This window comes from Actinacidiphila guanduensis (genome assembly GCF_900103985.1).
In the GTDB taxonomy this organism is placed as follows: domain Bacteria; phylum Actinomycetota; class Actinomycetes; order Streptomycetales; family Streptomycetaceae; genus Actinacidiphila; species Actinacidiphila guanduensis.
The window spans coordinates 201,251-217,386 of sequence record NZ_FNIE01000014.1 but is presented as its reverse complement, the minus strand read 5'-3'; the positions used below and the strand labels follow the sequence as shown (position 1 = coordinate 217,386).

Genomic DNA, 16,136 nt, shown 5'->3' with positions numbered 1-16,136 from the left:
GGACCGTTGCCAGCAGGCGTATCCGTACCGGCGCCGTTCCCCGCTACTCCGTAGGGGCCCGGTCGCTACTGCTGTGCCCGGGATTTCACCGTTCTCGGACGGCGGCTCGTAGGGCGAGCGCGCGCGAACCGGCTGGTATTACTGGGGCATGCAGGAAGAGACCGCACGCTCCGCGATCGATATGTTCATCTCCGCGTTCAACGCCTCGAGCGACAGCTATGTGCCTGCCCTGCTCTCCCAGGCCCTGACCTCGGACGTGGTCTTCTGGGGACCGTTGGGTCGCAGCGACGGAATCGCGGCGGTCGAGCGGTTCGTGCTGGACATCCGGCGCCACCCGGCGGGGACCGGCACGATGGTGCGCTGCTCAGCGGTGGACATGCCTGACGAATGGGCCCGGTACCAGTGGGTCTTCACCACGCCCGATTGAGGCCCCCGGCTGGCGGGAACGGATGTCGTCCATCTGCGACGGAGCCTCATCGACCAGGTCATCGTCTTTGCGGGCGAGATCAAGTCGTCCGCCTCCTGAGCCGTCCTTCTGTGCGGGGGCCTGGCCTCAGGCGTCGTAGGCGAGCGCCTTCTGCAGGTGGAAGTCGGCGATGTCGAGCATCCACTTCCGGTTCGGGAAGTCGCCCTCGGCGATGCGGAGCGGGCCGCCGACCAGGTCCAGGTGCATGACGTATTGGTAGTACGTCATGCGCCGGGGGTCGAGGTCCGGGTTGCGGAGCGCCTCGTAGTGCGGGCCGAAACGCATCCGCATCCAGCAGTGCTCCACTTCGATGTCGGTGTACATCAGGCCCTCGATGTCGATGATGACGGGCTCCCCGTCCGGGCCGACGAGCGTGTGTTCCGCGCAGAGTTCGCCGTGGACCACGCCGAACTCCGCGCGCGGTTCGAGTGCGGCGTGCAGAGCGCGGAGCTTCTCCTCCAGCATTGTCTCGGCTTCGGCCGCACGGTTGTCGCGGGATGCAGCGGTGGCAATGTTCACCAGCGCACGCTCCAGGTAGGCATCCTCGCAGGTGGCGTCCGGCGCTGCGCCCCCGCCATCGATCCACGCCACCCGCCCGAACGCCGGTGCGGGGTACCCGTGCATGCGCCGAAGCATGTCCGAGAGCTGCGCGAGCGTGTGCCGGCCGGCGTCCGGATCGCGTTCCAGCAGGGCCGCCAGCGTTCCACCGCGGATGTCCTCCGCGACGGCGATGTCGGCGGGGTACAGATCCTTGCTGCGGTCGGTGAGCAACAGCCGAGGCGAACGGGCTCCGACCGCTTCCAGCCGGTGGGTGGCACCATCGAAGAAGTCGATGCCGGAGGCGTGGGCGAACGGGTTCGACGGGTCGTCGTGGCCATCGGGAAGCAGCCCGTCCCAGTAGTCCTCGTCGGCGTTCCAGACATAGACGATCGTGCTCGTGGCGTCGTCCAGCGTGACGCGGTACACGCCCTTCTTGCTGCCGTTGAGCAGACGGTCGACGGTGGTTGTGCGGCGGTCGGTGCCGAAGACCTCCCGCATCACCGGAGCCAGAGTTTCGGCATTGGCGAATTCACGTTCAACGGTCATGTACGGTCCCCCTCCGGGACGCCCGCGTCGGTCCCGGCAAGCGGCGGCGAGCCTCAATGGACGGACGCACCAGCATAGGTGTCCACCTGTCGACGCGGTCAGAGCGGCAGGCTTGCGGCGGCCGCAACGGCGGTCGGTCGCGCGTCAGTTCGCCTCCGCGGGGCTCGCCGTGTCCAGGCGGGCCCATATGCATTTGCCCTGTTCGGTGTAGCGGGTGCCCCAGCGATCGGCCATCATCGCCACCAGTTGGAGGCCGCGGCCGAACTCGTCGTCCAGGAGGGGGTGGCGGACGCGGGGGATGGCCTGGGAGCCGTCGTAGACCTCGCAGACCAGGGACGTGCCGAGGTGGAGCAGGCGGAGGCGGATGACGCCGCCGTGCTTGCGGGTGCCCTCGGCCGACAGGTCGGCGTCCCCGCCCAACTCGCCGAGGTCGCCGAAGCCGCCCAGTTCCGCGAGCGTGTCCAGGTCCGGCTCGGACGAGGGCGAGCCGTCGGTCGGACGGGAGGCGCCCGGCGCGATCGGGGACTCGGGTTCGTGCGGTGCGATGCCGACCGCGTGGCGCACGGTGTTGCCCATCAGCTCGCTGATGATCAAGGTCGCCGTCTCGGCCAGCTCCTCCAGGTGCCAGGCGCCCAACCGCTCGGTGACCAGATCGCGGGCCCGCCCGGCGGACTCCGGGGCCCACGGCAGGTCCCAGGCGGCGATGTCGTCCTCGGGGACGCGGCCGGTGGCGAGGGTGAGCAGGGCGGCGTCGTCGTGGCGGGTCGGGTCCGGGGGCAACTTGGCGGTGATCGCCCGGCACAGGTGGTCCAGCCAGTCCCGGTGGGCGGCACGCTCGGACGGCATGGGGGCGGCCGCCGCGTACCGGGCGATCTGCTCGACCAGTTCGGACGGATCGGGCGCGCGTGTGCCGAGCAGGCCGTCGGTGTAGAGCACGAGCACGGTGTCCTCGGCGAGCACCGTCTCGGTGACCGGCGCCGGCACCTGCGCCAGGCCCAGTGACGGACCGGCGGGGATGTCGAGCAGCCGCGGCTTGCCGCCCGGGCGCATGGCGATCGGCGCCGGGTGGCCGGCGCTGGCCACGTGCAGCGAACCGGTCGTCGGGTCGTAGAGCGCGAGCAGGCAGGTGGCGCTCACCGCGGGGACGTGGGTGCGGGCGGCAAGCCGCGAGACCACGTCGTCCAGATGCGCCATCACCTCGTCCACGGGCAGGTCGAGCGCGGCGACGGTGAGCGCGGACTGCCGGATGATGCCCATGGAGATGGCCTGTTCCAGGCCGTGGCCCATCACGTCGCCGATGACGGCGAGGGTGCGGCCGCCCGGCAGCGGGATCACGTCGTACCAGTCGCCGCCGACCTCACGGTCGTCGGCCGCCCGGTAACGGGCCACCGCGTCGATGGCGGTGGTCTCCGGCAGGTCGCCGGGCAGCAGCTCCTTCTGCAAGCGCTGGGCGCGGTGCCGTGCCTCCTCGTAGAGCCGGGCATTGGCCAGCGCCTGGGCGATGATCACCCCGACGGTGCCCAGCAGCGAGGTGTCGTCCTCGGTGAAGCGGCGCGGCACCTTCCAGCCGAAGACGCACGAGCCCACCCGCCGGTCGCCCACCACCAGCGGCAGCACCACCCACGCCCCCGTCGTCTCCCCGTCGGTCAGCGGGCTGAGCACCGGCCACGATCGGGACGACTCCACCGGAGGGGAGGCCGACAGCCGGGCCCGGGTGTCCTCGGGCGCGGTGTCGCGCAGCTCCGGCTGGGCGTGGGCGCGCAACTGGGTCAGGAACCCCTCCGGGTGCCCCATCTCGCCCAGCAGCCGCGGCCGCGGCCCGGTCAGGTCGTGCACGATCAGCCCGTCCGCCTCCACCAGTGGCAGGACGTGCTCGGCGATGGCGGCCACCACGTCGTCGGTGTTCAGGGCGCGCACCAGCGCCTCGTTAAGCTCCGTGACGCGCACGCTGCGCTCGGCCGCCGCCCGCTCGGCGTCGCGCTGCTCGGTGATGTCGGCCATCTGGGTGGCGACGAAGCCCTCCACCTCCACCGCCCGCACCAGGTACTCCGCCCGCTCCCGCAGATCGTGCCCGCGCAGCTCCAGCTCGCCGGTGACCGCGCAGCCCGGCTCGGCCCGCGCGCGGTCGAGCAGGGCGTGCAGCCCCGTCGGCGTCTCGCCTGCGCCCTCGGCCGGCTCACCTTCCTCGCCGCCGTCGGCTCCTGCGGCACCCTGCTGTTCCACCCGCTCCACCGGGCGCAGCGCCCGATCGGTGAGCCAGGTGCCCTCGGCGGTGCCCAGCTCGCGCGCCGCCTCGTTGACCCACTCCACCCGGTCGTCGGCGGACAGCACGTAGATCGGGTCCGGGTGCAGCTCGAACAGCCCGGCCAGCCACTCCAGGCGCCTGCGGCGCTCCGTGACGTTCCAGATCGTGCCGACCATCCGCACGGCCGAGCCGCCCTGGTCGTGCTCGACGGTGGCCCGCAGCTCGACCCAGCTCACCTTCCCCGCGGTGTCCACCACCCGGAACTCCACCGCGCTCGGCCGCCCGGTGGCCAGCGCGTCCTCGATCGCCTCCGTCACCCACGCGTGGTCCTCGGGGTGGATACGCGCGCGCCAGGTGGCGACACGGTGGTCCCAGTGCGCAGGGTCGAGCCCGGCCACCCGCAGGACGTCCTCGGCGACCCCGTCCACGTCCAGCAGGCCCGTCTTCACATCCAGGCTCCACGTGCCGACGTTCAGTTGGCGCATCACCTGCCCGCGCACCCCGAACGGCTCCTGCCACCACGGGGTCGCGCCCCGCCGCTCCCGCCGGGCTGCGGGCAGCCGGGCCGCGGTCACCTCCGCAAGGCGGGCCAGGAACTCACGGCGCTCCCTGGACGGCTCGTCCCAGGACAGCACCGACAGCGCCCCCAGCGTCTCGCCGTCCACCAGCAGCGGGGCCGACAGCACACCGACCGGCACGCCGTTCACGGTCAGCGGCGCCGGCCGCACCCGCGGGGTGGAGGGCGCCGAGCCCTGGACCGGGCTGCGAACGGTGTTCGGAACACCGCTCGGCCCCTGCGTGCGGGAAGCGGCGGCCTGCCCGTCCCGCTGCCCTGCCGTCCGACCGGAGTCCCGCACAACTCCCTGCCCGGAGCCTCGCCCCGGCTCGGGGGCTGCCGGCGCGGACTGCGGCCCCGTCTGCGTCGGCTGCCCGGACCCTCGCCCGGCCTGTTGCGCCTCCTGCGGCCCGGAGCCCTGCCCTGCCGCCTGCCCCGCCTGCTCGGCGGAACGCGGCTCCGCTTCTTCCACGAGCCGCCGTCCGGCTGCGTGCCACGTCTCCCACGGAACATCCGGCCCCGCCCCCCGGCCCGCCGCCCGAGCGGCTTCCTGTTCCGGACCAACCCTGCCCGTACGTCCGCGGCCACCCCCGATCTGCGGGTGCCGGGTGGCCCAGACCGTACGGCGCTCGCGCACCGCCCGTACCGGGGCCACATTGCTGCTGCGGTGGAGCAGGTCCCACGGCCGGCCCACCTCGTCCGGCACCCCGCCGGCCGCGGCCAGCCGCAGGGAGTCGTCCTCGCACAGGTGGGCCAGGCCGCCGAGCGCGCCCAGGGCCGCGACCGCCTGCTGCACGGCCAGCCGCAGCACGTCGGCCTCGCCCGGGTCCCCGGCGGTGAGCAGCGCGAGGCGGGCGTCGTCGACCGCGTCCGCGCTCTGCCGCGGCGCGTCGGGCCCGTCCGGGCCGTCCGGGTCGCGCGGCCAGCGCGCGTCGTCCATCCCGGAGGGCGCCGCACGGGTGCCGAGGGGTTCGTGCGGGTCGCGCGGCCAGCAGGCGCTGCGCCGTACCGGCGGGGCACCGAGCGCGATGCGCACTGCCCGTGCGGCCCGGGCGGCCTCCGAGACCCGGGCGGGTCCCACCGGGCGGGGGGCCTCGGGGGGCCGGCCCGGCTGCGCGGGCCCGGGGGAGCGCGGGTCCCTGGAGGAGGGCGGGCCCCCAGCGGCCGGCGGTCCGGACCCGCGGGCGTCCTCGGGACGGCTCATCGTGTCACCTGCCCTCAGCCGGGCCCGCGCCGGCGGCGTCGGTGCTGCTGGTGGTTCATCGGGGACCCCCTGGTTCCTCTGCTTCGGTCGGCTCGGGCGGCCGTTGGCCACTACGGTCTGCTGCGGTTTGTGCGGAGATTGTCCAGATTGGGTGGTGTACGGCGGGTACGACCCATTCTTACGCAGAAGCAGCTCGGCCCCACCTCGGCAACCCGTGCCCTGTGGATAACCGCAGACGACGGGCCTCGTACCAATGAAACGTCAGAGCTAATATGATTAGTGCTAAAGTATTATCGCTCCTCCCGTGAAAGGAACGCGTCCCATGACCGAGACCCGCGCCCGAGCCGTCCGCTTCGACCAGTACGGCGGCCTCGACGTGCTCCATGTCGCCGACGTGCCGATGCCCGAACCCGGCGAGGGCGAGGTGGTCGTGGCCGTGCGGGCCGCGGGCATCAATCCGGGCGAGGCCGCGATCCGCGCCGGGCAGATGCACGCGATGTACCCCGCGACCTTCCCCTCCGGCCAGGGGAGCGAACTCGCCGGTGTCGTCACCGAGGCCGGCGAGGGTGTCACCGAGTTCGCGGTCGGCGACGAGGTACTCGGCTTCTCGTTCACCCGCTCCAGCCACGCCACCCACACCGCGGTGCCGACCAGCCAACTCGTCGCCAAACCGCCGCAGTTGCCCTGGCAGGTGGCCGGCGCGCTCTACATGCCCTGCTGCACCGCGTACGCCGCCGTACGCGCGGTCGCCCCGCGGCCCGGCGAGACCGTCGCGGTGTCGGCCGCGGCCGGCGGAGTCGGCAGCGTCGTCGTCCAACTCCTGGCCGCGCAGGGCGTGAAGGTGCTCGGCATCGCCTCCGCGCGCAGCACCGACTGGCTCGCCGCGCACGGCGCCACCACCGTCCCGTACGGCGACGGCCTGCGCGAGCGGCTGGCCGACGCGGCGCCCGAAGGCGTGGACGCCTTCATCGACCTGTTCGGGCCGCAATACCTCGACCTCGCCATCGACCTCGGGGTGCCGCCCGAGCGCATCGAGACCATCATCTCCTTCGCCCGCGCCCAGGAGTTGGGCACCAAGGCGGATGGCAGCGGGACCGCCTCCACCAAGGAGGTGCTGGCCGAGATGACCGCCCGGGTCGCCGCCGGTGAGATCGAGATCCCGATCGCGGCCACGTACCGGCTCGACGAGGTCGCCGAGGCGTTCGCCGAACTCGAACAGCGGCACACCCACGGGAAGATCGTGCTCATCCCCTGACGGCGTCCGTCGGGCGACGGGCACCTGACGCCCTGGTCGGCCTTCGCCGGCAGCCGACGCGTTCTCCGTGCGGGACATGCATGAATCCGGGCACACGGCCGACACGCTGCCGACACGCGCATGTCGCCGTCCCCCACATGCCGTTACCCGTGCGAGCGGCCCCGATCGAGGAGGTGTTCGAACCTCCCGGCCGGGGCCGCCGGCGCGTACCGGCCCTGGATCACGGGGAGTTCGGCCGTAGCGGCGCCGAGCGACACGCCCGTATCGGCGATCGATGATCGGCGCAATGAAGAGTTACTGAAATGTCCGCGTTCAGTAACACGGAACGGTCCTTCCCGTGGCATATCCGCCCGTTCGCGCACAGTGGTGGTCCTCGGCGCAACGCCGGGAACAGCACAGTCCGGTGCGGCCGTCGGACCGCACCCAGTACGAAAGGGGACGTCACCGTGTCCCGTATCACCATGCGGCTGGCCGCGACCGCGGCCGCCTGCGGCGCGGTCCTCGCCGCGGCAGCGCTGCCGGCTGCCGCGGCGAGCCACGCCCGGCCGCACCACCCCTTCCCGGTCTCCCACCGCGCGCCCGCTCCCCAGCGCGCGGAGGTCGTCCTGGGCGCCGTTCAGCACGACAGCCGGATCCGGGGCAACTCGGTCCGCGCGCTGGACGCCGAGTGGATCGCCGTCACCAACACCGGCCGCTCCGCGGTGGATCTGGCGGGTTGGACGCTGTCCGACAGCGACCACCACACCTACCGCTTCCACCACCTGTGGCTCGGCGGCCACCAGTCCGTGAGGGTGCACACCGGCTTCGGCCGGGACACCTCGCGGGACGTCTACCAGGGCTCGCGCCGCTCGCTGTGGGACGCCAGGGACACCGCGACGCTGCGTGACGCGCGCGGCCACGTGGTCGACACCGAGTCGTGGGGCCACGGTTGGGGAGGTCGCCGCTAGTCGAACCACGGGTTGAGGTGACCGCTGCGGCGGGGGCACGCGAGCCACGCGTGCCCCCGCTTGCGTCGTACGGCCCTTCGGGACCTCAGCTCTTCGTGATCGCCTTGCCCGCGGGGTCCACCACGTACCACAGGGCGCCGAACTGGTTGAGGCCCTGGCCGTTGGTGCTGCCCGTCTTCGTGTCGCCGACGTAGTAGTACAACGGGTGCCCGTTGTAGGTCACTTGGGTGACGCCGCCGGCTCGGGTGGTCGTGGCGAGCATCGAACTCTTCGCGCTGCCGGTGGCCTTGGCGGCGCCCTTCGTGACGAGCGGCGGCCAGGCGGCCAGACACGCGCCGCTGCAGTTGGACTTGTTCTTCTGGTCGGCCTGGAACAGGTAGAGCGTGCGCCCCTTGCTGTCGACCAGGATCGTGCCGAGGCTGCCGGCGGACTTGGTGGACACCGAGGCCGCGCCCACCGAGGCGGCCGGGGCGGCGCTGGCGGGGGAGGAGGCGGCGGAGGAGGCCGCTGCCGAGGCCGTGGTGGTCGCGGCGGAGGAGGTCTTGCCGTCGGAGGAGCAGCCGGTGGCGGCAGCGGCGAGCAGGAGGGCGGCGAGCGGCCAGGTGGCCGCCTTGGCGGTGCGCTTCATCCAGGACTCCATGGAGGGTGGGTGGGGACGGGCCTGACCACCTTCCGTTCCCCGTGTGCGACCCGCCGTCCTCCACGCCCGTGTCCCGCCCGGCGGCCAACCGTTCAGCCCAATGCCGTGCTCCGCCCGGTGGTCCCCTTGGCCGTACACCCCGGCGGGCCGTCAGCCGTCAGCCGTACGCGGGACGCCGTGCCCTGCCCGCTCCCAGATCTGTCGATATCAAGTATCTTGATATCGAGGAACTTGCTCGGCAGAATCGTCCCTGCTGCTCCGAGGCGCACGTGGCGCATGAGGCAGAAGGGGGACGTGTATGCCCAAAAACAGGATCGGCCGCGGTACGGCGGGCAGCGCGCCCGGCCTGATGGCGCAGCTGCGCGACCCACCGGGCGGGCGGGACGGGCGGACGATGCTGCACGCCCTGCTGCTGGACCGGACCGGCTCGGGTATGTGGTCGGCCGTCGCGGTGCTGTACTTCACCTACGTGGTCGGGCTCCAGGCCCGCCAGGTCGGCCTGCTGCTGGGCATCGCGGGAGCCGCGGCCATCGCGGGCCCGCCGCTGGCCGGCCGGCTGGCCGCCCGTCGGCAGGTGCGCTCGATCCTCGTCGGCGCCCACGGGGTGCGGCTGGCGGCGGCCTGCCTGCTGCTCGCGTGCGGCAGCTTCGCCACGCTGCTGCCGGCGGTGACCGTCATCACGGTGGCCGACCGCGTCGCCCGCACGATGGAGACGCTCTACGCCACCCGTGCCGCGGGCGAGCAACGGGCCACCTACCGGGCGCTGTCGCGCGTGATGATGAACGCCGGCTACGCGCTCGGAGCCGCAATCGCCGCGCTCGGCCTGGCCGTTGGGACGCACGGCGCCTATGTCGCGCTCGTCCTGGGCAACGCGCTGTCGTATCTGCTGGCCGGAGCGCTCGTGTTCCGTACCCGCGAGGTGTCCGTGCCGTCGCCGCGTACGGGTGCGGGGGTGGAGGGACCGCACGGCCGAAGTCCCTGGCGCGACCCCGGCTACCTGCTCTTCGCCCTGCTCGACACCCCGTTGAACGTGGACGACGCCGTGCTCAACGTCGGCCTGCCGCTGTGGCTGGTGAGCCGCACCTCGGCGCCGCACGCGGTGGTGCCCGCCTTCCTCATCGCGAACACCGTGCTGGTCGTGCTGCTCCAACTGCGGGTGTCGGCGCGGATCTCCACTCCGCGTGCGGCCGCCCGCGCGGTCGTCGGCTACGGCGCCGCGCTGTCGGTCTGCTGCGTGCTGGTGGCGCTCGCGCCGGGCGGGGGAGCGGCGGTCTCCGCGCTGCTGCTGCTCGCCGCGGCGCTGGCGGTCACCGCGGCCGAGCTGGTCCGATCGGTGACCTCGTGGGAGCTCGCGGTCTGCCTGGCGCCGTCCCCTGCGCCGCCGGAGTACCTCGGGGTGGCGGGTGTCTCGCAGGCGGTGGGCCGTTCGGCAGGGCCGCCGCTGCTGACGGGGGCGGTGATGGCCGCAGGCCCCGTCGGCTGGCTCGCGTTGGCCACGGGGGTGACGGGGGTGAGCGTTCTGCAGCGAAGGGCGGCGTTGCGACGCCTGGCGACAGTGCAGCGGCTTGAGCCGAGTGTGTCGGTACAGTCGGCGCCGCCGTCCGCGCCCACGGCCGCGAGGTCTCCCACCGAGCGGCAGAACGCGCGGACGTCCCCGCGCCCCTGACCGCCGTACGACGGCCCGTCACCTGACCGGGCCTTGCTCCTTCGGCACCTTGCCTCCGCCGAACTGCACAACGCCGAGGGAGACCTGCCGGCCCGGCTGCTGGTCCCGGCAGTAGCGAGACGGCAGCGGACGGCCCCGCGCCGCTGGGTGCGGGGCGGGGCCGGTGCGCAGGGCCGAGGGGGTCAGCCTTCGTAGCCGGGCAGGGATTCGATCCAGCTCGGTGGGACGGGGAGGGCGGTGCTGGTGTCGTCGTCACTGACGACCAGCGCCCCTCCTTGGACGGTGTATGCGGTGAACGTGTTGGTCGGGTCGATCACGAAGGTGCCGTCGGCGGGCGTGGCGATGATGGCTTGGGCCAGCCAGGTCGGCGGGACGGGGACGGACTGGGTGAAGTCGTAGCCGAGGTAGCCCTCGTCGTCGGAGGTGATCGGGATGGCGGTGCCGCCGACCAGGACGTACTGGTTGCTGTCGCTGCCGGTGGCGTCGGCGACCAGGGTGCCGTCGGCCGGCCTGGTGTGGTCGGCGGTGCCGAGCCATGAGGTCGGTACCGGGACCGGAGTTGCGAAGGCGCCGCCGGCGGCCTCGTCCGCGGTGAGCGGGACCGCCGCTCCGGCGAGCGTTTCGTACGTGGTGGGGTCGGCGCCGGAGGCGTCGGTGACGGTCATGCCGTCGGGCAGGGTGGTGGGCAGGTCCTTCCAGAGGCTGGCGGTGACGGTGATGGCGGAGCCGGTCTGGTAGATGTCGCCGTCCGCGGCGAGGTCGTCCTCGCTCAGGGGGAGTGCCGAACCTGCGAGGAAGACCCGGTACTGGCCGGGGTTGTCGGCGGTGGTGATGACTTCCTCGTCGGACAGGCCGGAGGGATCGGTGACGACCGGGGCGCTTTGCGGGTCGCAGTCGGCGGTGTCGGGCGCGTCGGCGTAGGGCTTGACGGACAGGTGTTGTGCGGTGCCGTCGAAGGCGTCGGGCACGGTGCCGGTGGCGTCGGCGGTGGTGCCGCCTGCGCCCAGGACGAGCCGGGCGGTGGGGGTGAACTGCGGGCTGGTGACGGTTTCCGTGTCGGCGAGGCAGGAGTCCAGGTAGAGGGTGATGGTCCTGCTGGTGGCGCTGTAGGTGGCGACGAGGTCCTGGGCGCTGCCGTCGGCCCAGTCGCTGGTGCTCTGGGCGGTGACGGTGCCGTCGGCGCCGGTCATGGTGACGAACCAGGGGGTGCCCGGTCCGCTGTCGCCGAGGCACAGGTCCGCGGCCCCGGTGCCCGCCATCTGGCAGGCCACGTCCTGGGTGGCAGCCTGCGGCACATCGCCGCTGGTGTCGATGGATTGCTGCGCGGTGACCTCCACGGTGAAGTCGTGACCGGTCGTCAGGGCGGGGGCGGCGGTGGCGAGGTAGTCGCTGGAGCCGTTGAAGCTGGCGGCTCCGGTGGCCTCCGCGTTGTCACCGGTCAGCACGGTGTTGCCGGCCGGGCCGGTTGCGGGGTTGTCGGTGTTGGTGTCGGCCGCCACCGCGACGGGGTTGCCGGCGGCGTCGGTGGTCGGGGTCAGTGCCCAGGTGTCGGCGTCGAGGGCTTGGACGGGGGCGTTCGGGACGGTGTTGTTCAGCGCCCAGGAGGCAGCGGCGTCGGTGGCGACGGTGCCCAGGGAGGCCGGGGCCGCCAGGGCGGTGTCGGGGCCGTAGGCCGCGGAGTAGACCCGGACGTCGGAGATGGAGCCGGGGAAGAGCTGGAAGGGGCCGGTGGTGCTGCCCGGGGTCTCGGCGGCACCGATGGTGAGGAAGCCGTCCGCGTCGTAGGCGGGGTCGGGGTTCTTGGCGGTGCCGGAGAGCCGGCCGTTGATGTACAGGGCCATCGAGCCGTCCGTGTTGTGGACGCCGACCAGGTGGGTCCAGACGCCGGCCTGCGGAGCGCCGACCGCGGACTGCGCTTGTTCCACCGTGGTGGTGGAGCTGCTGCTGGCGGTGGTCGTGGTGAACGCCCAGACCTTCTTCGTCGGGTCGTAGCCGAGCGAGAACGCCTGGTGGTACTGGGTGCCCTGGGAGGCGACCCATTCGCCGGCGCTGCCGGTCAGGGCGCTCAGCTTCGCCCAGGCGGAGACGGTGTACGCCTGAGTGGTCAGGATCTGGGCTCCGGTGGTGACCACGCCGCTGGTGCCGTTGAAGACCGGGACGGTACCTGCCGGGTCGGTCTGCTGCATGGCGGTGTCGGCCTGCGGCAGGGTGGTGTCGGCGGTCCAGGTGATGCCGGTCGAACTGTAGCTGCCGGGCGGTGATCCCTGGATGGTGCCGCTGTCGGTGGCGCCGCCGGCACTGGTGCCGTCATCGAGGGCCCACTGGTGGTCGCCGGCTGCGGCCGGGGCCTGCGGGTCCACGTCTGCGTCGGGCGCCTGGGCGCCTGCCGCGAGGCTGACCTTGCCCGAGGCGTCGACGAGGTAGAGGTCGGGCACCCCGTCCGGGATACCGGCCGGGCCGCTGATGTCGCCGGTGGACATCACGGTCGGGTAGGTGGTGGTCGGCACGTAGCCGACGGCGGTCTGGGCCGGTGCGGGCAGGGCGGCGGAAGCGGTGCCGTTCCAGTCCTGGGAGCCGTCGCCGAGGTCGGTGTGGCAGGTCCACAGGACGAGTTGGGTACCCGGCGTGGTTTTGGCGCTCGGGTCGCCGAGGCACAGACCGGAGGCCGGGTTCTCCAGCACGCCGTACGGCTCGGCCTGCCACTGCTGTGCGGCCCCGCCGTTGCAGGTGCCGGCGTCGATGAGGGTGCCGGTGGTGGTTCCGCCGTTCTTGGCCTCGACGCACAGGCCCAGGACGCGGATGGTGCCGTCGGTGGAGCGGACGAACGACTGTCCCGCGCTTCCCGAGCAGGCCGCGATGTCGATCGCGGTGCCGGGAGTGGTGGAGGCTCCGGTCTCGTCCATGCACAGTTGCGTCGTGCCGGCGGGCACGCCGGAGACCAGCGCGGCAGGCTTGGTCGGGGCGTGCAGGAGGGCGGGTTGGCCGGTGGTCGGGTCGGTGGCCAGCGAGTAGCTGTAGACGACACCGGTGGTCTTGTCGCGGGCCCACAGGGTGGGGATGCCGCTGACCGTGCCGGGGGTGATGAGGGTGGTGCCGGTCCAGTTCCCGTCACCGAGGAGGACGACGTCGGTCAGGGTGCGGCCGCTGCCCGCCTCGTAGAGCCAGAGCTTGCCGTTCTCCATGGCGACCAGGTCGCCGAAGCCGTCGCCGTAGAGGGACCCGGGTGCGGCGATCTGAGTGGTCGTCGCCCAGCCGTTGGGGTCGTAGCCGGCGCAGCGCGTCGCCCCGTAGGCAGTGGAGTCGCATCTGCCGGGCTTGTCGAGCGGGGTGTAGCGCTTGCCGGTGAAGCCGGCGGTCGACGCGGTGCCGGAGTTGAGGTCGTTCTCGTCGGTGAACAGCTTGTGGGTCTTGGTCTGGAAGGCGTACAGGTCGTCGATGGAGCCGCCGGTCATCGAGCCGTCATGGGCGACTTGGAAGCCGGCCCAACTGCTGCCGTCGGGGCTCTGCGCGGCTGTGGCCAGCCGGGTCGGAGCGGCTGTGACGGCCGCGGCGCCGCTGTACTCCACGAGGTTGCCGCCGGAGTCCGCGGCGACCAGGTCGGGGATCTGGTCGGCGTCGAGGTCTCCGGCGCGGGTCTTGGTGTCGGGGTTCCAGGGGGCGAAGAACGTGTAGGAAGCGGCGGGGGAGACGTTGCCGGCCTTGTCCACGGCGACGATCTTCAGTGTGTGCTGGCCCCACTTCACCACCGGTACGTTGCTGATCGTGGCGGTCACAGTGCCGTTGCCGGTGCTGGTCAGCGCGGTGACGGCGGTGCCGGAGGTGGCGCTCGGCGTGGTCGAGTCCATCTCCCACATCAGTTTGGTGACGCCGCTGGCGGTGCAGGTGGTGGTGCAGTTGGTCTGCGGCGGAGCGGGGTCGGTGACGGTGACCTTGAAGCTGGTGGTCTGGTTCGGCCCGGCGTAGCCGGTGGCGGTCTTGCCGCTGCTCAGCGGAGGGAAACTGGAGTTGGTCGCGACGGCCGGAGTGGTCGGCGCCTTCTCGTCCATCTTGAAGTAGCACAGCAGCTTGCCGGACATCAGCGTGCCGTCGGCGGCGTAGACGTACCAGCCGTAGGTGTGGCCGTCCTGGACGGTGAACCCGATCGGTGCTGTCGCCGTTGTCGGCGAGGCCACGTATGCCGAAAAGAGCATCGCCTTGGTCACGGGCCCGGTACTGGTCACGTCGTTGTCGTCCCAGACCTTGTAGTCCGCCCGGATCTTCTCGCCCTTGACGCCCGAGGCGACCGCTGTGGACAAGGAGATCTTGCTGCCCGACGAGCCGGAGGTGGTCGCGCCGATCCAGGTGTACTTGCTCGGGCTGCCGCACGGCGCGGTCGAGCCCTTGCTTCCCTTGGGAACCGTGAAGGACGTCGTGGGGGTCTTCGGCGTGATGTCGTAGGTGATGTTGACGCTCGGGTTGGTGTTCAGCCGGACGAAGTCGTTGTTGCCGCTCGACACCGACTCGTTGCCGTTGTAGACCTCGACGTACCAGTCACTGGCCGTCAGCGCCTTCTGGACGGTGCTGGTCACATTGAATGACACGGCCGCCCCCGAGCACAGGCTGCCGGTGCCGCTGGTGACGGCGTCGGAGTAGACGGCGGTGAAGTTGGTGCTCTGGGAAGGCTGCGAGTTGCCGTCGGTGGAGCCGTCGAAGGGGTGCACGGTGCGCAGCTTGAGCGTGGAGGAGTGGCTGCAGGCCGCCGCGTAGGTCTCGGTGAGGTTGACCGTCGCCTTGCTGACCACGAAGTTCGAGGCCAGTCCGCTCAGGTTGAGCTGGTACAGGGTCCGCTCGACCGCGAAACCGCAACTGGTGTCCCAGTGCTGGTAGCCGACACCCTCGCCGTTGGTCTGCGCCTTGCCTGTTGTCGGCGTGTTGGCGCAGGAGCCGGACATGTAGAGCTGGTCGAACTTGGAACCGGTCGTCCCGGCGGTGATGCTCGGATCGATGTACAGCGGCCAGGTGGTGTCCGGGGAGTCCAGCATCTGCTGGTCCGGGGTCAGCGTCAGGCTGGTATCGCTTGCCGCCACTGCGAGCGGGGCGACTTGGGCGCCGGTGCCGGGGCCGGCGGCGGAGGATGTCGGCGCACTGCCCGTGTCATCGTTCTCGGCTTCTGCGGCCGGCTGCTTGGCCGCGGGAGCCGAGCCGCCGGTGCCGGCGGTGCTCGAGTCCCACATCAGGGGTTGCGGACCGGAGTAGGAGACAGAACCGTCCGGCGCGGTCACCTCGAGCCCGGTGCTGTCCTGGTGGACGGTAAGGCCGTTGGCCGAGACGGCGAAGGTGAGTTTCGCCAGCCGCGGGTCCGTCATGGCCTGCGCGTCACGGATGATGAGCACATCGCTGAATCCGCCCTGCGGGTCCACCGTGGCCTGGAGGTCCACCCCGGGGATGACGGACTGGTACTTCGCCGTGTCGCCGTCGATCTGGGGCGTGGGCAGTGTGAACGGCAACGTCAGCGAGATGCTGTGTCCGCCGGTGTCCGTCAGGGTGGCCAGCGGACCGTCGCCGCCGTCCGACAGGGTGATCGAATCGGTGGTGGCGGCAGGCGCGAGCCTTCCGCCGGTGACCGCCAAAGTGGCGTCCAGGGCGACCCAGCTCCCGTTCCGGCGGGTCCGTACCGGCTGGGCGTCGATGTGGGTGGACATCGAGCCGTCCGGGTTGGCCGTCGACGTCCAGGTCGCCGTCGTCAGAGAGTCCACCGGCACCGGAAGGCCGGTTGCCTCGGCCTCGGCGAGCGCGGCGGCCGTCGGATCGGTGGCGCGGTTCCCGTCCGGCGAAGCCGACGAGGACGAGGGGCCGGTGGCGGGCTGCGGGGCGGCGAAGGCCGGCGCGGCGGTGGCGCCGAGGACGAACGCGGCAGTCGCCGCGACAGCGGCAACGAGCACCGTCGGACGTCTGCGGTCACGTGATCTGCGTATCACACAAGTTCCTTGGCAGGTACGGAAAATGACGTGGTCCCACGCGCACTGCGTGCAGGCATCACGAAGCGGCCCCGAACAGGCCGCTCCGTTTGGAGATCGAAGCACCCGTGCCCC

The 16,136-nt window shown here is 72.1% G+C and carries 7 protein-coding genes and 1 pseudogene; 4 read left to right on the top strand and 4 right to left on the bottom strand.

What is annotated here, in order from left to right:
- Positions 1 to 148: 148 nt before the first annotated feature.
- Positions 149 to 526, top strand: a pseudogene (locus BLR33_RS27670) (nuclear transport factor 2 family protein).
- A gap of 27 nt (positions 527 to 553) precedes the next feature.
- On the opposite strand, the gene BLR33_RS27665 reads toward BLR33_RS27670, so the two are convergent.
- The gene (locus BLR33_RS27665; protein ID WP_093787349.1) at positions 554 to 1,552 is read right to left on the bottom strand and encodes an aminoglycoside phosphotransferase family protein; all 999 of its coding nucleotides are present in this window, start codon (positions 1,550 to 1,552) and stop codon (positions 554 to 556) included.
- A 144-nt stretch (positions 1,553 to 1,696) separates the two neighbouring features.
- The gene (locus BLR33_RS27660) at positions 1,697 to 5,557 is read right to left on the bottom strand and encodes a SpoIIE family protein phosphatase (protein ID WP_143031768.1); all 3,861 of its coding nucleotides are present in this window, start codon (positions 5,555 to 5,557) and stop codon (positions 1,697 to 1,699) included.
- Between the two features lie 322 nt (positions 5,558 to 5,879).
- Between BLR33_RS27660 and BLR33_RS27655 the strand changes: the two genes are divergently transcribed.
- Both BLR33_RS27655 and BLR33_RS27650 read left to right on the top strand, forming a co-directional pair.
- Entirely contained in the window at positions 5,880 to 6,812 is a 933-nt protein-coding gene (locus BLR33_RS27655) for an NADP-dependent oxidoreductase (RefSeq protein WP_093787347.1), read from the top strand.
- A 446-nt stretch (positions 6,813 to 7,258) separates the two neighbouring features.
- Positions 7,259 to 7,759: a lamin tail domain-containing protein gene (locus BLR33_RS27650; RefSeq protein ID WP_245771704.1), complete on the top strand. Its 501-nt coding sequence runs from the start codon at positions 7,259 to 7,261 to the stop codon at positions 7,757 to 7,759.
- 85 nt (positions 7,760 to 7,844) lie between these two features.
- Here the strand turns inward: BLR33_RS27650 and BLR33_RS27645 are convergent, their stop codons facing one another.
- A complete protein-coding gene (locus tag BLR33_RS27645; protein WP_093787383.1) occupies positions 7,845 to 8,387 on the bottom strand; it encodes a COG4315 family predicted lipoprotein in 543 nt (180 codons plus the stop codon).
- Positions 8,388 to 8,697: 310 nt separating this feature from the next.
- On the opposite strand from BLR33_RS27645, the gene BLR33_RS27640 reads away from it, so the two are divergent.
- Positions 8,698 to 10,065 (top strand): MFS transporter, encoded by a 1,368-nt coding sequence (locus tag BLR33_RS27640; protein WP_245771703.1) that lies wholly within the window; start codon positions 8,698 to 8,700, stop codon positions 10,063 to 10,065.
- A gap of 182 nt (positions 10,066 to 10,247) precedes the next feature.
- Here BLR33_RS27640 and BLR33_RS36805 read toward each other — a convergent pair whose 3' ends face one another.
- Positions 10,248 to 16,022, bottom strand: coding sequence for a LamG domain-containing protein (locus BLR33_RS36805; RefSeq protein WP_143031767.1), 5,775 nt, complete (start codon positions 16,020 to 16,022; stop codon positions 10,248 to 10,250).
- Positions 16,023 to 16,136: the final 114 nt, after the last annotated feature.